20 protein-coding genes and 4 tRNA genes are annotated in these 21504 nt (G+C 66.1%); 13 read left to right on the top strand and 11 right to left on the bottom strand.

Annotated elements, in window-relative coordinates:
* Positions 1-69 precede the first annotated feature (69 nt).
* From hfq to AC3IPM_RS07800, 10 genes are all read left to right on the top strand, one after another.
* Entirely contained in the window at positions 70-354 is a 285-nt protein-coding gene (gene hfq / locus AC3IPM_RS07755; protein ID WP_489303377.1) for an RNA chaperone Hfq, read from the top strand.
* Between the two features lie 38 nt (positions 355-392).
* Entirely contained in the window at positions 393-1703 is a 1311-nt protein-coding gene (gene hflX / locus AC3IPM_RS07760; RefSeq protein ID WP_489303378.1) for a ribosome rescue GTPase HflX, read from the top strand.
* Between the two features lie 11 nt (positions 1704-1714).
* Positions 1715-2209, top strand: coding sequence for a CinA family protein (locus tag AC3IPM_RS07765; protein WP_489304044.1), 495 nt, complete (start codon positions 1715-1717; stop codon positions 2207-2209).
* A 35-nt stretch (positions 2210-2244) separates the two neighbouring features.
* Complete coding sequence (gene ubiB / locus AC3IPM_RS07770) at positions 2245-3924, top strand: 2-polyprenylphenol 6-hydroxylase (RefSeq protein WP_489303379.1); 1680 nt, start codon at positions 2245-2247, stop codon at positions 3922-3924.
* Between the two features lie 386 nt (positions 3925-4310).
* The gene (gene lexA, locus AC3IPM_RS07775) at positions 4311-4961 is read left to right on the top strand and encodes a transcriptional repressor LexA (protein WP_489303380.1); all 651 of its coding nucleotides are present in this window, start codon (positions 4311-4313) and stop codon (positions 4959-4961) included.
* Between the two features lie 204 nt (positions 4962-5165).
* Positions 5166-6206: a recombinase RecA gene (gene recA, locus AC3IPM_RS07780; RefSeq protein ID WP_489303381.1), complete on the top strand. Its 1041-nt coding sequence runs from the start codon at positions 5166-5168 to the stop codon at positions 6204-6206.
* Between the two features lie 111 nt (positions 6207-6317).
* A complete protein-coding gene (gene recX, locus AC3IPM_RS07785) occupies positions 6318-6809 on the top strand; it encodes a recombination regulator RecX (RefSeq protein ID WP_489303382.1) in 492 nt (163 codons plus the stop codon).
* Positions 6810-6915: 106 nt separating this feature from the next.
* A complete protein-coding gene (gene alaS, locus AC3IPM_RS07790) occupies positions 6916-9564 on the top strand; it encodes an alanine--tRNA ligase (RefSeq protein ID WP_489303383.1) in 2649 nt (882 codons plus the stop codon).
* Between the two features lie 142 nt (positions 9565-9706).
* Positions 9707-9910: a carbon storage regulator CsrA gene (gene csrA, locus AC3IPM_RS07795; protein WP_019183311.1), complete on the top strand. Its 204-nt coding sequence runs from the start codon at positions 9707-9709 to the stop codon at positions 9908-9910.
* A gap of 78 nt (positions 9911-9988) precedes the next feature.
* Positions 9989-10081, top strand: a tRNA-Ser gene (locus tag AC3IPM_RS07800).
* Between the two features lie 60 nt (positions 10082-10141).
* Here AC3IPM_RS07800 and AC3IPM_RS07805 read toward each other — a convergent pair.
* Positions 10142-10525: a VOC family protein gene (locus AC3IPM_RS07805; RefSeq protein WP_489303384.1), complete on the bottom strand. Its 384-nt coding sequence runs from the start codon at positions 10523-10525 to the stop codon at positions 10142-10144.
* A gap of 209 nt (positions 10526-10734) precedes the next feature.
* Here AC3IPM_RS07805 and AC3IPM_RS07810 point away from each other — a divergent pair, with 209 nt between their 5' ends.
* Positions 10735-12963 carry a TonB-dependent siderophore receptor gene (locus AC3IPM_RS07810; protein ID WP_489303385.1) on the top strand — a complete coding sequence of 743 codons (2229 nt, stop codon included), beginning with the start codon at positions 10735-10737 and terminating at the stop codon, positions 12961-12963.
* A gap of 56 nt (positions 12964-13019) precedes the next feature.
* On the opposite strand, the gene AC3IPM_RS07815 is transcribed toward AC3IPM_RS07810, so the two are convergent.
* On the bottom strand, positions 13020-13721 hold the full coding sequence (locus AC3IPM_RS07815; protein WP_489303386.1) for a pirin family protein: 702 nt from the start codon (positions 13719-13721) through the stop codon (positions 13020-13022).
* A gap of 141 nt (positions 13722-13862) precedes the next feature.
* Between AC3IPM_RS07815 and AC3IPM_RS07820 the strand changes: the two genes are divergently transcribed.
* Together AC3IPM_RS07820 and AC3IPM_RS07825 are read left to right on the top strand one after the other, a co-directional pair.
* Positions 13863-14789 carry a LysR family transcriptional regulator gene (locus tag AC3IPM_RS07820; protein WP_489303387.1) on the top strand — a complete coding sequence of 309 codons (927 nt, stop codon included), beginning with the start codon at positions 13863-13865 and terminating at the stop codon, positions 14787-14789.
* Between the two features lie 118 nt (positions 14790-14907).
* Complete coding sequence (locus tag AC3IPM_RS07825) at positions 14908-16050, top strand: alpha/beta hydrolase family protein (RefSeq protein ID WP_489303388.1); 1143 nt, start codon at positions 14908-14910, stop codon at positions 16048-16050.
* A gap of 66 nt (positions 16051-16116) precedes the next feature.
* On the opposite strand, the gene AC3IPM_RS07830 is transcribed toward AC3IPM_RS07825, so the two are convergent.
* The 9 genes from AC3IPM_RS07830 to AC3IPM_RS07870 form a co-directional block, all read right to left on the bottom strand.
* Positions 16117-16193, bottom strand: a tRNA-Arg gene (locus AC3IPM_RS07830).
* A gap of 83 nt (positions 16194-16276) precedes the next feature.
* A tRNA-Arg gene (locus AC3IPM_RS07835) sits at positions 16277-16353 on the bottom strand.
* 56 nt (positions 16354-16409) lie between these two features.
* Positions 16410-16486 (bottom strand) — tRNA-Arg (locus tag AC3IPM_RS07840).
* 61 nt (positions 16487-16547) lie between these two features.
* Positions 16548-17387, bottom strand: a complete 840-nt coding sequence (locus tag AC3IPM_RS07845; protein ID WP_489303389.1) for an alpha/beta hydrolase family protein — start codon at positions 17385-17387, stop codon at positions 16548-16550.
* Positions 17384-18193, bottom strand: coding sequence for a bifunctional hydroxymethylpyrimidine kinase/phosphomethylpyrimidine kinase (gene thiD, locus AC3IPM_RS07850; RefSeq protein WP_489303390.1), 810 nt, complete (start codon positions 18191-18193; stop codon positions 17384-17386). The genes AC3IPM_RS07845 and thiD overlap by 4 nt, the downstream gene beginning before the upstream one ends.
* Positions 18194-18273: 80 nt before the next feature.
* The gene (locus AC3IPM_RS07855; RefSeq protein WP_489303391.1) at positions 18274-18942 is read right to left on the bottom strand and encodes a YoaK family protein; all 669 of its coding nucleotides are present in this window, start codon (positions 18940-18942) and stop codon (positions 18274-18276) included.
* A gap of 30 nt (positions 18943-18972) precedes the next feature.
* On the bottom strand, positions 18973-19476 hold the full coding sequence (locus AC3IPM_RS07860) for a hypothetical protein (RefSeq protein ID WP_489303392.1): 504 nt from the start codon (positions 19474-19476) through the stop codon (positions 18973-18975).
* Entirely contained in the window at positions 19473-20870 is a 1398-nt protein-coding gene (locus AC3IPM_RS07865; RefSeq protein WP_489303393.1) for a PhoH family protein, read from the bottom strand. The genes AC3IPM_RS07860 and AC3IPM_RS07865 overlap by 4 nt, the downstream gene beginning before the upstream one ends.
* Before the next feature lie 81 nt (positions 20871-20951).
* Positions 20952-21431, bottom strand: a complete 480-nt coding sequence (locus AC3IPM_RS07870) for a peroxiredoxin (protein WP_489303394.1) — start codon at positions 21429-21431, stop codon at positions 20952-20954.
* Positions 21432-21504: the final 73 nt, after the last annotated feature.

Raw genomic sequence — 21504 nt, forward strand, 5'->3', positions numbered from 1 at the left:
GATTCCGGTGGGCGGCGGGGGCCGTGGCAACTGCCGGAAAATCATAAAAACAATAATCAGGAGTGTGTAATGTCCAAGGGGCAATCGCTGCAGGATCCGTTTTTGAATGCACTTCGGCGCGAGCGCGTGCCGGTTTCGGTGTATCTGGTCAATGGCATCAAGCTGCAGGGAACGATCGAATCGTTCGACCAGTTTGTGGTGCTGCTGCGCAATACGGTCAGCCAGATGGTGTACAAGCACGCCATTTCGACCGTGGTACCGGCGCGCAACGTGCGGGTCGGGCCAGGCGGTGGTTATGTGCAGTCCAATGAGGGTGGCGCCGAAGGTGCCGAAGGCGATGAAAACGTTGAGTGACACGTTGAGCAACACGTTGAGCAATCCAGGAGTCGTGCGTGTTTGACCGTTCCAAACGAGGCGAACACGCCCTCCTGATCCAGCCGCATTTCGGGCGGCTGGAAGACGATGTGCTGGAAGAATTCACCGATCTGGCCCGCTCGGCCGGGGCCAGCATCGCGACCACGATCACCGCGCGCATGGATCGGCCGAACCCCTCGACCCTGATCGGCAGCGGCAAGCTGGACGAGGTCAAGGCGGCGGCCGACGCCACCGGCGCGGACCTGATCCTGGTCAACCATTCGCTGTCGCCGGGACAGGAGCGCAACCTGGAGCGCTTCCTGGAGCGCCGGGTGATCGACCGTACCGGCCTGATCCTGGACATCTTCGCCCAGCGGGCGCACAGCCACGAAGGCAAGCTGCAGGTCGAGCTGGCGCAGCTGCGCCACATGGCGACCCGGCTGGTGCGCGGCTGGACCCATCTGGAGCGCCAGCGCGGTGGTTCGATCGGCCTGCGCGGCCCGGGTGAAACCCAGCTGGAAACCGATCGCCGCCTGTTGCAGAAGCGGGTCGAACAGCTGCAGAAGCGGCTGGAAAAAGTCGAGGTGCAGCGCACCCAGATGCGCCGCGCCCGCGTGCGCAGCGAACTGCCGCGCGTGGCCCTGGTCGGCTATACCAATGCCGGCAAATCGACCCTGTTCAATGCGCTGACCGGTGCCGAGGCGTATGCCGCCGACCAGCTGTTCGCGACGTTGGACCCGACCGTGCGCCGCATCGCGGTGCCGGGTGGCAACGTGGTCCTGGCCGACACCGTCGGTTTCGTTCGCGATCTGCCGCATGACCTGGTCGCCGCGTTCCGCTCCACCCTGAGCGAAGCGCGCGACGCCGATTTCCTGCTGCACATCGTCGATGCCGCCGATCCGCACCGTGAGGAGCGTATCGCCCAGGTCGACGAAGTGCTGGCCGCCGTGGGTGCCGGTGATCTGCCGCAGCTGCTGGTGTTCAACAAGATCGACCGCATCGAAGGCGCCGAAGTGCGGCATGACGCGCAGGACGGCATTCCCGATACCGCGCGCCGTGAGCGCGTCTGGATTTCGGCGCGCGATGCACAGGGCCTGCCGCTGCTGCAATCGGTACTGGGCAAGCGCCTGGGCCTGCAGCACGTCACCGGCAGCCTGCGCCTGCCGCCCAGCGCCGGTCGACTGCGCTCGCGCCTGCATCAGTTGGAAGTGGTGCGCAGTGAACAGGCCGACGAGGAGGGCTGGCTGCTCGAGGTCGACATTCCGATTGCCGAAGCCGAGAAATTGGCCGCAGGCGAGGGCGGTGCCCCGATCCGTGCCCTGCTGCCGGAAAAACTACCGGAGTGGTGACACCCTTGTCCCTGCGCATTCCCACCGATGCCGAGCTCGGCGTCCTCGCCCACGACGTTGGCCAGCGCCTGCAGCAGGCGTCGCTGCAGCTGGTCACCGCCGAAAGCTGCAGCGGCGGGTGGATCGCCAAGGCCATGACCGATATCGCCGGATCCTCGGCGTTCTTCGATTGCGGCATGGTGGTGTACAGCTATGAGGCCAAACAGCGGCTGCTCGGCGTACGTGCGCAGACCCTGGAGCAGTTCGGCGCGGTCAGCCGCGAAACCGTGCTGGAAATGGTCTCCGGGGCGCTGATCAACTCCGGCGCGGGCATCGCCGTGGCGGTGACCGGCATCGCCGGCCCCGGTGGCGGCAGTCCGGACAAGCCGGTCGGCAGTGTCTGGATCGGCTGGAAAGGCCGCGGCGGCTATGCCCGTGCGCAGCTGTTCCAGTTCGAGGGGGACCGCGAAGCCATCCGCCGGCAAACCGTGCAGCAGGCGCTGACGGGAATTTTCGCCCTGCTGTGACATCCTGAGCGCGTGTGTCGACAGGAGCTGCGCGAATGTGGGAAACGCTGGGAACCGTCCGTGACCTGGGCCGTCTGCAGGAAATCGCCTCGGTCCTGATCCGTTATGGCTTCGGCGATCTGGTGCGCCGGATCGGCCTGGCCGATGTGCTGGAGCGGGCCGGTCGGCTGCTGCATTGGAACGATACCCAGCAGATCCTGCGGATGACCGCACCGGTGCGGGTGCGCCGGGCGATGGAAGACCTCGGGCCCACCTTCGTCAAACTCGGCCAGGTGCTGGCCACCCGCGTGGACCTGTTTCCGTCGGACTGGATCGCCGAATTCTCCGAACTCCAGAACGCCGTTCCGGCGCTGCCCTACGAACAGGTCCGCGAACAGCTGGAGGCCGACCTCGGCGCGCCGGCCAACGAAGTGTTCGCCTGGCTGGATCAAACCCCGATGGCCGCCGCCTCGCTCGCGCAGGCGCACCGCGCAACCCTGCACGACGGCACCGACGTGGTGTTGAAGATCCGCCGGCCGGGCATCCGCGAAGTGATTGAAGCCGATCTGCGCCTGCTGGCGCGCCTGGCGGAAATCATCGAGGCACGGCTGCCGGACCTGCAGCGCTATCGCCCTGCCGAAGTGGTGCAGCAGTTCCAGGTCTCGCTGCGACGCGAGCTGGATTTCGCTGCCGAATGCCGCAATGCCGAGCGCATCGCGCGCAACTTCGTCGGCCGCGACGACATCCTGATTCCCAGCGTGCACTGGCAGTGGACCTGCGAGAGCCTCAACGTGCAGGACTTCGTCGACGGCATTCCCGGGCGTGACCTGGCCGGCGTGGATGCCGCCGGGCTGGACCGCGTACAGCTGGCCCGTACCGGCGCCCGGATCGTGCTCAAGATGGTGCTGGAGGACGGCTGCTTCCACGCCGATCCGCACCCGGGCAACATCATCTATCTGCGCGACGGCCGCATCGGCGTGATCGATTTCGGCATGGTCGGGGCGATCTCCGAACAGCGCCGGTTCCAGGTCGCACAGCTGCTGCACGGGCTGGTCAGCCAGGAGCCGGAGCCGGTCGCCGATATCCTGCTTGACTGGGCCGGCGGCGTGGACGTGGACGAGTCGCGCCTGCAGCAGGACATCAGCACCTTCGTCGACCAGTACCGTGGCGTGCCGCTCAAGGACCTGCACATGGGCCTGATGCTGGGCAACATCACCACCTTGCTGCGGCAGTACTCGTTGACCCTGCCGGCGGATCTGGCCTTGATGATCAAGACCTTCCTGACCCTGGAAGGCATGGGCCGCCAGCTCGACCCGCAGTTCGATATGGCCAGCGCCGCGCGGCCCTATCTGGAACGGGTGATGTGGCAACGTTATGCACCCGGCGCCCTGCTCAAGCGCGGCAGGCGCAGCCTGATCGGCGCGATGGAACTGATGGGCGACCTGCCACGCGACGTGCGCCGGCTGCTGCAGATGGCGCGGCGTGGCCGGCTCCAGCTGAAGGTCGAGACCACCGCACTGCAGGGCTTCGGCGACCAGGTCAACCGCGCCGCCAACCGCCTGGTGATGGGCATTGTCACCGCCGCGCTGATCATCGGCTCCTCGATCGTCATGCACAGCGTCGGCGGCGTCTCCAGCCGCTGGCTGCTGGCGCTGGGCGTGGCCGGCTTCGTCGGCGCCGGCTTCTGCGGCGTGTGGATCCTGTTTTCGATCTGGCGCAGCGGCAAGAACCCCTAAGGGGTTCTTGCCGCTGGGATCCGCAGGATCCCGGCAATCGGCCGCACCTGCGACCGATTGCCTGTAGGGCCGACCGTTGGTCGGCCGCTCTTTAATGGAGCAACCGCACCGCCCCCAGGTAGAGCCGAGCCATGCTCGGCTGCCCTCCGTCCAGATGCCATGAACATCTGCCACGTAGGTTCAAACCGTCCAAACTCGGGACAACAGACCAACACCGACACCCTACGTGCCCGGAAGCTTGTGCCGCGCTGGCGCGCGGTCGCCGACCAACGGTAGGCGGCTACGGGTTGCTGAGGGCTTCGGTGGGATCTGGATCAACCTTTTGATGTCGGCTCTTCTCTGTGGGCACTTGCGTGTCCACATCGTTAGTAGTAATACTACTAACCATGGACCTGACCGACACCCAGCAGGCGATCCTGCAGTTGATCGCCGAGCGTATTGAGACCGATGGCGCACCGCCGTCGCAGACTGAAATTGCACGTGCCTTCGGCTTCAAGGGCGTTCGTGCCGCGCAGTACCACCTGGAGGCGCTTGAGCAGGCCGGGGCGATCCGTCGCATTCCCGGCCAGGCCCGTGGCATCCGGCTGGTGCAGGCACCGGCCCTGCAGGACGGCCTGCCGGCCTCGCTGTCGGTACCGGCGCTGCCCGACCATGTGCTGCGCCTGCCGGTGCTGGGCCGGGTCGCGGCCGGCCTGCCGATCGGTGCGGATATCGGCTCGGACGATTTCGTGGTGCTGGACCGGGTGTTCTTCTCGCCCGCGCCGGACTACCTGCTCAAGGTCCAGGGCGATTCGATGATCGACGAGGGCATCTTCGACGGTGACCTGATCGGTGTGCACCGCACCCGTGACGCCCGTTCCGGCCAGATCGTGGTGGCCCGCATCGATGACGAGATCACCGTCAAGCTGCTGAAGATGGGCAAGGACCGGATCCGGCTGCTGCCGCGCAACCCCGACTACAAGCCGATCGAAGTGATGCCCGACCAGGACTTCGCCATTGAAGGCCTGTATTGCGGCCTGCTGCGGCCCAACCGCTGACCCCTTTACTACGCTTCACCTGCACGGTCTTTTGTGGCGATTCTCTGGTTCTGCTGAGGTTGGTACGGATGTCCGATAATTTTTTTCCGAACGCCGGGCAGAATCTCAGCCTGTGCGATACGCCAGCCTTAAAGTGAACCCATGGCCAAGAAGACTTCCAAAGACAGCACCTCCACCGACTCGACCTCTGCAAGGACCACTCCGATGGACGAAAACAAAAAGCGTGCCCTCACCGCCGCCCTGAGCCAGATTGAAAAGCAGTTCGGCAAGGGTGCTGTGATGCGCATGGGCGACCGCGTCGTCGAAGCGGTCGAGGTCATCCCCACCGGCTCGCTGATGCTGGATATCGCACTCGGCATCGGTGGCCTGCCCAAGGGCCGTGTCGTGGAGATCTATGGCCCGGAGTCCTCGGGCAAGACCACCCTGACCCTGCAGGCGATCGCCGAGTGCCAGAAGAAGGGCGGCACCGCTGCCTTCATCGACGCCGAGCACGCGCTGGACCCGATCTACGCCGCCAAGCTGGGCGTCAATGTCGACGACCTGCTGCTGTCGCAGCCCGATACCGGTGAGCAGGCGCTGGAAATCGCCGACATGCTGGTGCGCTCCAGCTCGGTGGACATCGTGGTGATCGACTCGGTCGCGGCGCTGACCCCCAAGGCCGAAATCGAAGGCGAGATGGGCGACCAGCTGCCGGGCCTGCAGGCCCGTCTGATGAGCCAGGCGCTGCGCAAGCTCACCGGCAACATCAAGCGCTCCAATACCCTTGTGGTCTTCATCAACCAGTTGCGCCACAAGATCGGCGTGATGATGCCGGGCCAGAGCCCGGAAGTGACCACCGGCGGCAACGCCCTGAAGTTCTACGCCTCCGTGCGCCTGGACATCCGCCGCATCGGCGCGATCAAGAAGGGCGATGAGATCATCGGCAACCAGACCAAGATCAAGGTCGTCAAGAACAAGATGGCGCCGCCGTTCAAGCAGGTCATCACCGAGATCCTGTACGGCGAAGGCATCAGCCGCGAAGGCGAACTGATCGACATGGGCGTGGAAGCCAAGCTGGTCGAGAAGGCCGGCGCCTGGTACAGCTACGGTGAAGAGCGCATCGGCCAGGGCAAGGACAACGCCCGCGGCTACCTGCGCGACAACCCGCAGATCGCCCAGCGTCTGGAAGCGGAACTGCGCGAGAAGTTCCAGCCGGCCGAAGCGCCGCGCGAAGCCGGTCAGGACGACGAAGACGACGCCGAGTGAGTTTCCTGCGGGGCAGGGCAGCGCCGTCAGTGACGCTCGCCCTGTCCCGCGGTTTCAGTATTTCCCCGACGGGGGAAGCGCCAGGGACGGCGCATTTGATTGAGGGCCGCCATGCAGGATTCAGACGCGCCGGCACCGCGCCGCAAGCGCCGCGTTCAAGAGCAGACCCCGGTGCAGCGTGCGCTGGCACTGCTGGTACGCCGTGAGCATTCCCGGAAAGAGTTGACCCGCAAGCTGCAGGCGCGCGGCATCGAGACCGATGACGCCCGTGCCGCGGTGGACAAGCTGAGCGAGGCGGGCTGGCAGGACGATACCCGCTTTGCGGAGAACCTGGTCCGGATCCGTGCGAACACCGGCTATGGGCCGATCCACATCCGCGCAGAACTGGGCACCCATGGGTTGGACAGCGAGCAGATCGCACGGGCCATGGACACCTTCGAGGGCGATTGGACCGAAAACGCCCGCGATCTGGTCTGCCGCCGCTTCGGCGAGGCCGGCCCGCAGGAGCTGGCGCAGCGCCGCAAGGCCGCCGATCTGCTGGCCCGGCGTGGGTTTCCCGGGGACAGCATCCGCCAGGCCACCCGCTACGACCCAGAGGACTGAGCGGCCCGGGCCTGATACCCTTTGTGGTTTCGGCGGTCCTGTGTTGACACCCGGCCATTGGGGCTGCGTGCCAAGGATCGACCGGCACGCATGAAGCCAGCCCCCCATGACCGCATCCGCCAAATTCACCACCTCCCAGATCCGCAGCGATTTCCTTGAGTTCTTCAAGGGGAAAGGCCACACCATCGTGCCCTCGGCGCCGCTGGTACCGGGCAATGATCCGACCCTGCTGTTCACCAACTCCGGCATGGTGCAGTTCAAGGACGTGTTCCTTGGCGCCGAGAAGCGCAGCTACGTGCGCGCGGCCGACGTCCAGCGCTGCCTGCGCGCGGGCGGCAAGCACAACGATCTGGACCAGGTCGGCTACACCGCGCGCCACCACACCTTCTTTGAAATGCTGGGCAACTGGTCGTTCGGCGACTACTTCAAGAAGGACGCCATCGCCTGGGCCTGGGAGCTGCTGACCCAGGTCTGGAAGCTGCCGGCCGAGCGCCTGCTGGTCACTGTCTACCAGACCGATGATGAGGCCTACGCGCTGTGGCGCGACATGATCGGCATCCCGGAAGACCGCATCGTGCGCATCGGCGACAACAAGGGTGCGCCGTTCGCGTCAGACAACTTCTGGCAGATGGCCGAGACCGGCCCGTGTGGCCCGTGCACCGAGATCTTCTACGATCACGGCGACCACATCGCCGGTGGCCCGCCGGGCTCGCCGGATGAAGATGGCGATCGTTTCATCGAGATCTGGAACCTGGTGTTCATGCAGTTCGACCGCCAGCCCGATGGCACGCTCGTGCCGCTGCCGGCGCCGTGCGTGGATACCGGCATGGGCCTGGAGCGCCTGGCGGCGATCCTGCAGCACGTGCACACCAACTATGAAATCGACCTGTTCCAGGCGCTGATCCGCAAGGCCAGCGAACTGACCGGCATGGCCGACCTGGAAAACAAGTCGCTGCGCGTGATCGCCGATCACATCCGCGCCTGTTCCTTCCTGATCGTCGATGGCGTGCTGCCGTCCAACGAAGGCCGCGGTTACGTGCTGCGCCGGATCATCCGCCGCGCGCTGCGCCATGGCTGGATGCTGGGCGTGCGCCAGCCGTTCTTCAGCAAGCTGGTGCCGGTGCTGGTCGAGCAGATGGGCGTGGCCTATCCGGAACTGCCGGCGCAGGCCGACACCGTGGTGCGCGCGCTGCAGGCCGAAGAGGAGCGTTTCGCGGAAACCCTCGATTCGGGCATGAAGATCTTCGATGACGTCGCCGCCAAGGTCACCGATGGCGTGATCCCGGGCGTGGACGCGTTCCGCCTGTACGACACCTACGGTTTCCCGGTGGATCTCACTGCCGACATCGCCCGCGAGCGCGACATGCGCGTGGACATGGACGGCTTCAACGCCGCCATGGACACCCAGCGCGAAACCGCGCGCGCGGCCGGCAAGTTCGGCGGCGGCGTGACCCTGTCCGCCGACCTGGTGGCCACGCTCAAGCCGACCGTGTTTCTGGGCTACGACCGCCTGCAGGCCGACGGCCTGACCGTGCTCGCACTGCTCAAGGACGGCCGCCCGGTGGACGCCGCGCAAGCTGGTGACGCACTCATCGTGATCACCGACCAGACCCCGTTCTACGCCGAGTCCGGCGGCCAGGTCGGCGACACCGGCATGCTCACCGGCAAGGGCGTGCAGCTGCAGGTCAGCGACACCCAGAAGTTCGCCGGCCAGTTCCATGGCCATGTCGGCACGCTCGCCGAGGGCAGCCTGAAGGTCGGTGATGTGCTGTCCGGCCAGGTTGATGGCCAGCGTCGCGGCGCCACCATCCTCAATCATTCGGCCACCCACCTGCTGCACGCCGCCCTGCGCGAAGTGCTCGGCACCCATGTGCAGCAGAAGGGCTCGCTGGTCGCACCGGATCGCCTGCGTTTCGATTTCGCGCACTTCGCACCGATCAGTGCCGAAGACCTGGCGCTGGTCGAGCGCAAGGTCAACGAACAGGTCCGCGTCAACAATGCCGTGGAAGTGCGCAACATGGCCATGCAGGAAGCGCTGGATTTCGGCGCGATGGCACTGTTCGGCGAGAAGTACGGCGAGAACGTCCGCGTGCTGAAGATGGGCGACTACTCCACCGAACTGTGTGGCGGTACCCACGTCAACCGCACCGGCGACATCGGCCTGTTCAAGATCACCTCTGAAGGCGGCGTGTCCTCGGGTGTGCGCCGCATCGAGGCGGTGACCGGGCAGGGCGCGCTGGACCATGTGGCCCATGAAGAGGCCTTGCTGGATGAAGCGGCCGCGCTGCTGGGTGGCAACACCGGCGACGTGGTTGAGAAGATCCGTCAGCTCGGCCTGCGCCAGAAGCAGCTGGAACGCGAACTGGAGGCCTTGAAGGCCAAGCAGGCTGCCGGCGCTACCGCTGATCTGGGCGGCGCGGCGGTGGAGGTCAACGGCATCAAGATCCTCGCTGCGCGCCTGGAAGGCTTCGACGCCAAGGCGTTGCGTGACGCGATCGACCGCCTCAAGCAGCAGCTGGGCGATGCGGTGATCGTGCTGGCCGGTACCCAGGACGGCAAGGCTGCCTTGGTTGCGGGCGTGAACGGCGCCGCAACGGGCAAGGTCAAGGCCGGGGAACTGTTGTCGCACATCGCCAGTCAGATCGGGGGCAAGGGCGGCGGTCGCCCGGACCTCGCCCAGGGTGGTGGCGAGGACGGGCCCGCCCTTGCTTCGGCCCTGGCCGCTGTGGTGGATTGGGTCACCCCCCGTATCTGAACATCCTGAAGCCTCCTGCTCCTTGAAGGGGTGGGAGGCCTGACGGTACTATGGCGAATACCTTCCCTTTGTCGTGGGGCGTCCCTTGGCTGGGCGCCAAGCCGGTGGGGAAACACCACCGGTTCCCTGGAGACTTGCAAAAATGTTGATCCTGACTCGCCGTGTAGGCGAAACCCTGATGATCGGTGACTCGGTCAGCGTGACCGTGCTCGGCGTCAAGGGCAACCAGGTGCGTATCGGTATCACCGCTCCGAAGGATGTGGCCGTGCACCGCGAAGAGATTTACCAGCGGATCCAGCGCGGCGATGAGCCGAATGCATCCGGAAGTGAAAATTCTTCGGATTAAGGCTTTACCTTCGGGCGCGGAAAAAGTTATTATTCGCGCCCCCGCTGAGATGAAACGCAGCGGCGGAACAAGAACACTGGAGCGGTGCCCGAGTGGCTGAAGGGGCTCCCCTGCTAAGGGAGTATAGGGCTTAAAACTCTATCGAGGGTTCGAATCCCTCCCGCTCCGCCAGATGTAAGAAAAGCCCCTGAGTGCAGACTCAGGGGCTTTTTCTTTGTGCGTGTCGCCGGCTTACGCCACCGTTTGGCGATTGATGACCGCTTCGATGCGGTGGCCGTCCGGATCGATCAGGAAGGCGGCGTAGTAGTGCATGCCGTAGTCATCGCGCAGACCCGGCGCGCCGTTGCAGTTGCCGCCGCAGGCCAGCGCATCACGATGAAAGCGGTCGACCGCGCTGCGGGTGGGGGCACTGAAGGCGAGGTGGAAGCCGTCGCCCGGGGCCTGGGTGTCATCGCGCAGCTTCAGGCACAGCAGGTCCTGATCATCGATGTAACCGTAGCCGATCGCGGTGTCGTCCTCGAACACGCGGCGCGCGCCGAGCGCGCCCAGTGCCGCGTCGTAGAACCTGCCGGCCGCGGCCAGGTCACGCACGCCGAGTGAAATGTGGTGAAGCATCCTGCTGTCTCCGTAAACCATCGTGTTGGAGCCGGGGAGCATCGCATGCCGGCCGCGCAGCGGACATGTGGCGTGCACACTCACACCTGTGGCCGCCAACAGGCGTAGAATCCGCCCGCTGCCAGGGCGCTGATGCGCGCGCCCGGCGCTTCCCTACTTTTCCCTCCAGCCGCCGCCAGAGGACTTCCTTCCTGTCTGGAGGTATTGCTGTGTCCGTTGCTCTGTTCCGTATTGCCGGGGCGCATGCCCTGCCGGGTCGTCGCCCTGCAGGTGCCACGCCGCGCCTCACCCGCCTGATCCAGGCGATCTCCTGCGTGATCGCGGTCGCCGCCTGCGCGCCCGCCGCGCTGGCCGCCGATGCACCGGCCGAGCCTGCGCCGCCCAAGGATGACGCTGCACAGACGCTGCAGACGGTGCAGGTCACCGCCAACCAGCTCGGCACCGTCACCGAGGGCAGTGATTCGTACACCCCCGGCACCATCGCCACCGCCACCCGGCTGGTGCTTACGCCGCGGCAGACGCCGCAGACGATCAGTGTGATCACCCGCAAGGAGATGGACGACTTCGGCCTGACCGGCATCGATGACGTCATGAAGGTCACGCCGGGCATCAGCATCGTTACCTATGACAGCGAGCGCACCGAGTACTACGCGCGCGGCTTCGCGGTGCAGAACTTCCAGTACGACGGCATCCCGATGGCGCGCGATTCGGCGTACTCGGCCGGCAACACGCTGAGCGACATGGCCATCTACGATCGCGTCGAGGTGCTCAAGGGCGCCACCGGCCTGTTGACCGGCATGGGCGATCCGGGCGCGACCATCAACCTGGTGCGCAAGAAGCCAACCCGTGAACTGGCCGGCAGCGCCACGATCGGGGTGGGCTCGTGGGACAGCTACCGTGCCGAGGTCGACGTGGGCGGGCCGCTGACCGCCAGCGGGCGCGTGCGCGGCCGTGCGGTCGCCGCCTACCAGGACAAGCATTCCAACGTGGACCACTACCAGCGCAGCAACCAGGTGTTCTACGGCATCCTCGAGGCCGACATCAACGACAGCACGCTGCTCACCGTGGGCGCCGACTACCAGGACAGCGATCCGAAGGGCTCCAGCTGGGGCGGCATCCCGCTGCTGGATACCCAGGGCAACTTCAACCGCATGCCGCGTTCGTTCAACAACGGCGCCCGCTGGAGCCGCTGGGGCCAGTACAGCCGCACCGGTTTCGCCACGCTGGAGCACACGTTCAACAACGACTGGGTGGCCAAGCTGCAGCTCAACCACCAGGTCAATGGCTACGACGCTTCACTGGGTGCGGCCGCCGGTGGCAATCCGGACCCGGTGACCGGCGCGGGCGTGAGCATGTGGCTGGGCCAGTACATCGGCAAGACCACCAGCAATGCCGCCGATCTGTATGTGAGCGGCAAGTTCGAGTGGTTCGGTCGCCAGCACGAGCTGGTGGTGGGCGGCAGCGCGTCGCGCAAGCGCTGGGTCAACAACGGTTACTCGCCGCAGCCGGGCTACCCGACCGCGGTGGCCGACTACCGCGCCTGGACCGGCGACGTGCCCGAGCCGGACTGGCAGTGGGGCTATGGTGACAACCAGGTCACCCGCGAGAGCGGTGCCTACGTGGTGGGTCGCTTCGATCTGGCCGATCCGCTCAAGCTGATCCTCGGCAGCCGCATCGCCAATTACAAGTCGCCTGACACCGACGAGAGCGGCGTGATCGTGCCGTATGCCGGCCTGGTCTACGACCTCAACCGCAACTTCTCGGTATTTGCCAGCTACAGCACCATCTTCAAGCCGCAGGGCAACCAGGATGAGCGGGGCAAAGTGCTGGATCCGCTGGAAGGCCGCAGCTACGAGGCCGGCCTGAAAGCAGAGTTCTTCGACGGCCGCTTCAACGCCAGCGCGGCGGTGTTCCAGCTGGACCAGGACAACTACGCCGAGCCGACCGGCGGGCTCACCCCCAGCGGCGGCACCGCGTACCGCGGGCTGATGGGCGTGCGCACCAAGGGCTACGAGCTGGAGATGTCCGGCCAGTTGGCGCCGGGTTGGCAGGTGCAGGGTGGTTACGCGCACAAGGTGGCGCGTCAGCAGTCCACCAAGGTCTCCACGCTGGAGCCGGAAGATCAGTTCAGCCTGCACAGCAGCTACCGCCTGGGCGGCGCTGCACGCGCGTGGAGCGTGGGCGGCGGCGCACGCTGGCAGGGCAGTACGTTCGGCACGATCACCAACCCGGCCACGGCCGCGAGCATCGTCCATCGTACCGAGCCGTATTGGCTGGTGGATGCGATGGCGCGCTATGAGTTCAATGACCAGCTGTCGGCAACGCTCAACGTCAACAACCTGCTCGACAAGCGTTACTACACCATCTTCAGCTGGTACAGCACCTACACCTGGGGCGAGCCGCGCAATGTGCGGCTGACGGTGAACTACAAGTTCTGATGCAATGAAGACGCCCCGATCGAATCGGGGCGTCTTCTTTTCCGCAATGGCGTGGCTTACAGCGCCACGTCGAACACGATCACTTCGGCATCGCTGGCGTTCTCCAGCGTGAGCTGGGCTTCATCGGTGACCTGCAGCGCATCGCCGGTGTCCAGGGGGATGCCGTTGACCTGCAGCTGGCCACGCGCCACCTGCACATAGGCACCGCGACGTGCAGCCAGCGGCAGCTGCACGCGATCATTGCCGTCCAGGATCGTGGCGTAGAGATTGGCGTCCTGGTGAATCAGCAGCGAACCGTCACGGCCGTCGCGGGAAGCGATCAGGCGCAGCTGGCCACGCTTGGTGTCCGGGGCGAAATGGGTTTCCTGGTAGCTCGGGGTGATGTTCTCCTGGTCGGGGAACAGCCAGATCTGCAGGAAGTGCACGGGTGCATCGGCCGAGTGGTTGAACTCGCTGTGGCTGACCCCGCTGCCGGCGCTCATGCGCTGCACATCGCCGTAGCGCAGCACCGAGCCGGTGCCCATCGAGTCCTTGTGCTCCAGCGCGCCGCCGAGCACGTAGGAGACGATCTCCATGTTGGCGTGGCTGTGGGTGCCAAAGCCCTGGCCGCCCTGCACGCGGTCTTCGTTGATCACCCGCAGCGGGCCGAAGCTGACGTAGCGGGGATCGTGGTAGTTGGCGAAGGAGAAGGTGTGCATGGAGTTCAACCAGCCATGGTTGGCCTTGCCACGGGTATTGCTCTTGCGGATCTGCAGCATGGGGATTCTCCTGGGTGTTCGATGGTTTCGATGGCGGTCCGGGTAGCGTTGTCCGCTTCCCTTTCCTGTTGGCGCCAGTATCCGCTTGCACCCGGGGTTTGAAAAACGGATAGTTTCGCAAGCCATCATCGAAAAATTCGAATGCTCAAGCTCAGTCTGGACGCCCTGCAGATCCTGGATGCCATCGACCGCCGTGGCTCGTTCGCGGCGGCCGGCAAGGCGCTGCACAAGGTGCCATCGACCATTTCCTACACGGTGTCCAAGCTGGAGCAGGACCTGGGTGTGCAGCTGTTCGACCGGATCGGGCCGCGCGCGCAGCTCACCGCCGCCGGGCAGGCGCTGCTGGAGGAGGGGCGGCACCTGCTGCGCGCCGCGCGGGAGCTGGAGATGCGGGTGCGTCGGGTGGCCTCGGGCTGGGAAGCCGAGCTGACCGTGGCGGTGGATTCGATGTTCCAGCCGGCGCTGTTGGCGCAGGACGTGCAGGCCTTCAACGCGGTGGCTGAGCAGACCCGGGTGCGGCTGATCAGCGAGGCGCTGTCGGGAACCTGGGAGGCGCTGCTGGATCGGCGTGCGGATCTGCTGGTCGGGGCGGCAGGCGAGGGCCCGAGCGGGGGCGGCTATGTGGTCGAGCCGATGGGGGCGGTAGCGTTCGTATTCGCGGTGGCGCCCTCGCACCCGTTGGCCGCGGTCACCGGGCCGCTTGGGCGCGAACAGTTGGCCGAGTATTGCGCGATCGCGGTGGCCGATTCGGCGCGGCGGCTGTTGCCGCGTACGGTCGGGCTGCTGATGGGCCAGGAGACGGTGACCGTGCCCGATACGGTCAGCAAGTTCCGCCTGCAGTGCGCCGGGCTGGGCTTTGGTTTCCTGCCCGAGCCCTATGTGCACGACGCGGTGCGGCAGGGGCGGCTGGTGATCAAGCCGGTGGAGGAGCCCAAGCCCGATGAAACCTTCTGGCTGGCGTGGCGGCCGGGCGAGGAGGGGGCTGCGCTGCGCTGGTGGCGCGAGCGGATGCAGCGGCCGCAGGTGATGGCGGGCTGGTGGCCGACGATGCGGGCGTGGCTGGGCTGAGGCGCTGGCGTCAAACTGAATCCAGGCTGGGCTGTCATCGGATGGTCATGTTGGTGCGATAGAGCGGCCCCGGCCCAGTCCGTACCCTGCACGGCTCATCTTGATTCGTGTCTTGCCCATGAAGCGCCTGCTGCTGTTGCTGCTGGCCGGGGTCGGCCTGTGGCTGGCTGCGTGCTCATCGCTCTCTTCGTCCGCTGCCTCCACCTCGCTCAGCGATCGCTTGGTCGCGCCCGGTGGCGTGTCCACGCTGCTCGATACCGCGCGCATCGCCGCGGCGGTGGACAGCGTGCCCAATCGCCATGGCCGGGTCACCAGTCGCACCGGTGTGCCGATCTTCTGGCGCGCTTTCGATCCTGGCCAATACGGCGTGCAGTACCGCTATCTGGCGCAGCAGCATGACAACGGCCTGCCGTTGCGCACCGGCCTGCAGCTGGACGTGCCGCGGCCGTTCCAGCCGCAGGCGCCGCGCGGCACGGTGGTGCTGCTGCACGGCTGGATGATGAACGGTGATGCGATGCTGCCGTGGTCGTTGCAGCTGGCGCAGGCCGGCTACCGCGTGGTCACCATCGACCTGCGCAATCACGGCCAGTCCGGTGCGGGGCCGTCCGGGTACGGTACGTTCGAGTCGGACGACGTCATCGATGTGATCGATGCGTTGCAGGCGCGCGGTGAAGTGACCGGGCCGCTGTACCTGTTCGGCGTGTCCTACGGTGCGGCCACGGCGCTGTTCACTGCCGACAAGCTGGGCGACCGGGTCACCGGGGTGGTGGCGATGGAGTCCTTCGCCAATGCCGGGGATGCCATCCGCAGCATGATCCCGCACCTGATGTCGCTGCAGCCCAGCGACTGGAAGGCGCAGGCGATTGCCTCCTACGCGCGCTGGCGCTACGGCGGGCAGGACATCAACCAGGTCATCGCCGCGGCGAGTGCGCGGCTGGACCTGGATCTGGATCGCGTCGATGTGGCCCGCGCGCTGGCCGATACGCGTGCCTGCGTGCTGTTGGTGCACGGCCAGGACGACCAGCATGTGCGGGTGGACCAGGGCCGCCGGCTGGCCTTGGCCAGCCCGCGCGTGCATTACATCGAGATGCGCGGCGAAGACCACATCACCTTGCCGTTGCGGCTGGACCTGCTCGGTGGCGTGGTGGATGACTGGCTGGCGCATGAGGGTCGTGCCGGGGCGCAGTGCGCGTCGCCGGAGATGCCGCAGGAAGCCGATCGGATGGCGATGGCGCGGGTGGCTGCAACGCCGCGCGGTTGAGCAACATCATCCGACTGAAACGCAAAAAAAAACAGCAGCCGATGGCTGCTGTTTCCGTCTATGCAATGGTGCGCCCGGAGAGATTCGAACTCCCGACCGCCTGGTTCGTAGCCAGGTACTCTATCCAACTGAGCTACGGGCGCATTTGCATTGTCTGGTTGTGTGTCCTGCCATGCGTGTTGCCACGTTCGACGGGAGGGCAGGGCGGGCCTGCCGTTCGATGTAATGGTGCGCCCGGAGAGATTCGAACTCCCGACCGCCTGGTTCGTAGCCAGGTACTCTATCCAACTGAGCTACGGGCGCATTTACATCGATTTTTCGTGTTGCCGATACCGGCGGCGGAGCCGATACCCTGTTGATGGTGCGCCCGGAGAGATTCGAACTCCCGACCGCCTGGTTCGTAGCCAGGTACTCTATCCAACTGAGCTACGGGCGCGTCAACAGGAGCGGAATTATGCGGATCGACGCCGCATTCGTCAACGCCTTTGTGAAGGTCTTCATTCAAATGAATGAAAAATCGCCTCCACCACGGCCTCCGGCGCCTTCATCCACGCGAAGTGATCGGCGCGCGTGCCCAGTGTCGCGGCAGTCAGCACCTGCACGGTGGCGCTGACCTGCGGCAGTTTGGCCAGCAGCCCGCGCATCGAAGACGGCGGTGCCAGCCAATCCTGCGCCATCACCACCGCGCTGGCGCGGCCGTGCACGGCGTGCATGGCGCGGTCCAGGTCCTGGGGGATGCCCACGCCGGTGTAGTGATTGCTCAGCCCCACCTTGGCCCAATCGCCGATCAAGCCACGTGCCTCGGTACCGCCGAAGCCGAGCCGACGCCCGTGCAGGACGCCCTGACGTTGCGCCAGCCACGGCAGGAAGCGGTAGAGCAGGGGTAGCGTCCAGCCGCGCGGGCCAGGGAAGGTGCGCCAGAACGGGGTGCCGCTGGCGACCAGCCAGAAGCGCTGGAAGGCCTCCGGATGCAGCCCGGCGAAACAGCACGCCAGCTGCCCGCCCAGGCTGTGGCCACCGATGATGCGCTCGGCGCCGGGGCCGGCATCGAGCAGTGCCAGGCTGGCCGGCAGGTCGTGCTCGAGAATCTCGCGATAGCCCCAGTCCTGGCTGCGCGAGGGCCGCAGGCTGCTGCTGCCGTTGCCACGCCATTCGTGCAGATACACCGCGATGCCGCGCGCGGCCAGCGCCTCGGCCAGGGGCAGGTAGTGACGCGCGGCCACGCCGAGCGCAGGCAGCCACAACAGCCGTGCACGGGGCTGCGCAGGCACACGCGCCAGCAGTTCGAAGCGATGGCCGTCGCCGGTCACCACCGGCAGTGCGTGGGCCTGGATCATGCCGGCCGCGCGGCGCCGAAGTGGTCGATCACCAGCACCTCGCTGCGGCCGGGGTAGTAGCCGCTCTGCAGCCCGCGCGCGACGTAGTCGATGGCCGCTTCGCAGGCATTGGGCAGCGACAGCCCGCAGCACAGCTGTGCGGCAATCGCCGAGGCCAGCGTGCAGCCGGTGCCATGTGCGTCCACCGGCAGGCGGGTATGGATGAATTCTTCGCGGGTGACACCATCGAAATAGCGGTCGATCACGCGCGTGCCTTCATCCATATGCCCGCCCTTGAGCAGCACCGCGCCGGCACCCAGTTCCAGCAGCGCGGCGGCGGCGTCTTCGGCGTCCTCGGCATCCACGATGCGGCGACCCAGCAGCAGCTCCGCTTCGGGCGTGTTCGGGGTAAGCAGGGTGGCCAGGGGAATCAGGCGTTGGCGCATCGCGTCCAGCGCGCTGTCTTCCAGCAGTTTGGCACCGCTGGTGGCCACCATCACCGGATCCAGCACGATGTGGGTGGGGCGATACTTCTGCAGTGCATCGGCCACCAGCCCGATCACCTCGGCATTGGCCAGCATGCCCAGCTTGACCGCATGGATATCGAAGTCGGCGAAGCAGGCATCGATCTGCGCCTGCAGGAAATCCAGCGGCGGCACGTGCACGGCGCTGACTCCGCGGGTGTTCTGTGCGGTCAGCGCGGCGATCGCCGACAGGCCATGCACGCGGTGTGCGGCAAATGCCTTCAGGTCGGCCTGGATGCCTGCGCCGCCACCGGAATCGGAACCGGCGATGGTCAGGGCGGAAACGGGAGTGGATGGGCTCATGCCCCGATTGTGCCGGGGTACCCCGCATCCCGGTAGTGCCGGCCGCGGGCCGGCAGCGGCATCAACCCGTCCGCACACGATCAGCGGCGCAGCAGCGCCCATTGTCGGTACAGCACATAACCCAACCCGGTGCAGCCGGTCAGCAGTGCCGGCGCGAGCAGGGCGTCATAGCCGAAACGCAGGAACAGTGCCGCACCGATCACGCCGCCGGCGAGAAAACCACTGACGATCAGGCCGCTCAGGGTCAGCCGGCGGATCGGCAGCGGCAGCCCGCGCAGCAGGTGGCCCAAGCCGATGCCCAGGTCGGTGAACATGCCGCTGAGGTGGGTTGTGCGCACCACCGCGCCGCTGAAGGTGGTGGCCATCGCGTTCTGCAGGCCGCAGGCCATCGCCGCGGCCAACGCGCCCCAGATCTGCTGCTGCTTGAACAAGGGGATGGCCACCAGCAGCAACACCGATTCCAGGGTGAGCACCACACCGTAGCGGCGGCCCAACTGCAACGCGCTGTCCTGCACGATCATGCCGCTTAGCATCGCGCCCAGGCAGAACGCGATCAGCAATGCCCACAGGTGGCCGACCACGCGCCAGTCGCCTTGCGCCAGGGCCATGCCGAGCTGGCTGGTGGTGCCGGTCATGTGGCTGACCGCCTGGTGTTCAAATCCCAGGAAGCCGACCACGTTGACCATGCCGGCCACGCACGACAGGGCGACGGCCCCGATCCAGACCCAGGTGGGCAGCCGGATGCTCATCGACGGGAAGCAGGAAGGTGCACGGTGCGATCAGGGGCCTTCGATCGCGCCGTTGAATTTTACTTCCGAGAAGCTGTTGCTGGCCGGATCGAACAGCGCGCCCCAGAACTGGCTGCCCCCATCACAGACCCGGATCGCTTCGCGCGCGGGGTTGATGTCGTGGTCGCTGGGCGGGAAGGCGTTGATGTAGATCAGCTTGCGTCCCTCCATTTCGATGCCGACGTATTGGCGGTCGAAATCGCCTGCCTTGGGCACCTGCGCCTCCAGCGTGGGCAACTGGGCTTCCAGCTGTTCCACCTGCTGGCGGCTGGGGGCCCAGTAGCCGGTCACCCGCCCCGGCTCGCGGCCGGGGCTGGTGCGTGAGCAGGTGTCGAGCACCTGCGCGGCGATGAGCGGGCGGGTCACCACCCAGGATTGGCCGGCCTTGATCGCGGTCGGCACGGTGTTGCCCGGCCGCGTGTTGGACGGCGTGCAGGCGGCCGCCAGCGCGGCCAGCGCCAGCGGCAGGACGGCACGAGTGATGGAACGGTTCACAACACCTCCGAGGCGTAGTCGGCCAGGCGCGAACGCTCGCCACGGCGAAGCGTGACGTGTGCGCTGTGCGGCCAGTTCTTGAAGCGGTCCACCGCGTAGGTCAGGCCCGAGGTGGTTTCAGTGAGGTAGGGCGTGTCGATCTGCTCGACGTTGCCCAGGCAGACGATCTTGGTGCCGGGGCCGGCACGGGTGATCAGCGTCTTCATCTGCTTGGGGGTGAGGTTCTGCGCTTCGTCCAGAATCAGGTAGCGCGACAGGAAGGTGCGACCGCGCATGAAGTTCAGCGAGCGGATCTTGATCCGGCTGGCGATCAGGTCATTGGTTGCCGCACGCCCCCAGGCGCCGCCTTCCTGGGTGTGGGTGAGCACTTCCAGGTTGTCGGTAAGCGCGCCCATCCACGGCGTCATCTTTTCTTCTTCGGTGCCGGGCAGGAAGCCGATGTCCTCGCCCACGCTGACCGTGGCGCGGGTCATGATGATCTCGCGGTAGCGCTGCTGGTCCATGGTCTGGGCCAGGCCGGCGGCGAGTGCGAGCAGGGTCTTGCCGGTACCGGCGGTGCCGAGCAGGGTGACGAAGTCGATCTCCGGGTCCATCAGGGCGTTGAGCGCGAAGTTCTGTTCGCGGTTGCGCGCGCTGATGCCCCATACCGCGTGGCTGCCGTGGCGGAAATCATTGACCAGCGACAGGGTGACCTTGTCGCCATCGACCTTGGCCACGCGCAGTTCGACTTCATCGTCGCCGGGCAGGTAGGCGTACTGGTTCGGGTGCCAGCTCTCGTCTTCGCTGGCGATGATTTCGTAGCTGGTGCGGCCCTTGTCGCTCCAGCTGCGCAGGCTGTCGCTGTGTTTCTTCCAGAAGTCTTCCGGCAGCTCGGTGGCGCCGGTGTAGAGCAGGCTGAAATCGTCCAGCGCACGATCGTTTTCGTAATCTTCCGAGACGATGCCGGCGATCGCCGCCTTGATCCGCAGGTTGATGTCCTTGGACACGAACACCACCGGAATCTCCGGGATCTGCTCCTTCAACGCCAGGATCGCGCCGAGGATGGCGTTGTCCGGAATCACCGCGCCGAAGCTCTTGCCCGCGTCGAAGTGGCTGGTCTGGAAACGCAGCAGGCCCACGCTCTGCTTGCCGCGCAGCTGCAGCCCGTTCGGACGCAGCAGCGGAATGCCGTCGGCCAGGTTGTCCAGCCCGGAGGCCTGCACCAGCTCGTTGAGGAAACGGCTGACCTGACGGGCGTTGCGGCTGGCTTCGGTGGTGCCCTTCTTGCCGTTGTCGAGCTCTTCGATCACCTGCATCGGCAGGTAGACATCATGCTCCTCGAACTTGAACAGCGCGGTCGGATCGTGCATGAGCACGTTGGTATCCAGAACGTAGATGCGCTTGCCTCGGGTCATCGTCATTTCCTGGTGGCAGAACAGGGACAAGCCATCACGACCTGCGGGGCAGGGTGATGGCCATTGGGGGTGCCGGGTTGGTCACTGGGTTTTCGCGGCCTTCAGGGCTTCAAGGACGGTGTCTGCGTGGCCGGCGACTTTCACCTTGCGCCACGCCTGCACGATACGACTGTCAGGCGAAATCAGGAAGGTGCTGCGCTCGATGCCGCGCACCTGCTTGCCGTACATGTTCTTCAGCTTGATCACATCGAAGGCGGTGCACAGCGCTTCGTCGCCATCGCTGATCAGTGGGAAGGCGAAGCCCTGCTTGGCGCAGAAGTTGTCGTGGGATTTGACCGAGTCGCGGGAGACGCCGAACACGCGTGCGCCGGCGCGCTTGAACGCGGGCAGCAGGGCATTGAAATCGATGCCCTCGGTGGTGCAGCCCGGGGTGCTGTCCTTGGGATAGAAGTACAGCACCAGCCACTGGCCGGCCAGTTCGCCGAGGGTGGTGTGTGCGCCGCCGGAAAGCGCCAGCGGCAGGGAGAGAGTGGTGCTGTCCAGGGTATCGCCGATGTTCATGAGGTCCTTTTTCCGGAGCCTGGGTTATTTCTACTACAACTGCATGAAACGCCGCGCGCCCGTGACGAACGCG

This window comes from Stenotrophomonas sp. GL_111 (assembly GCF_057835245.1).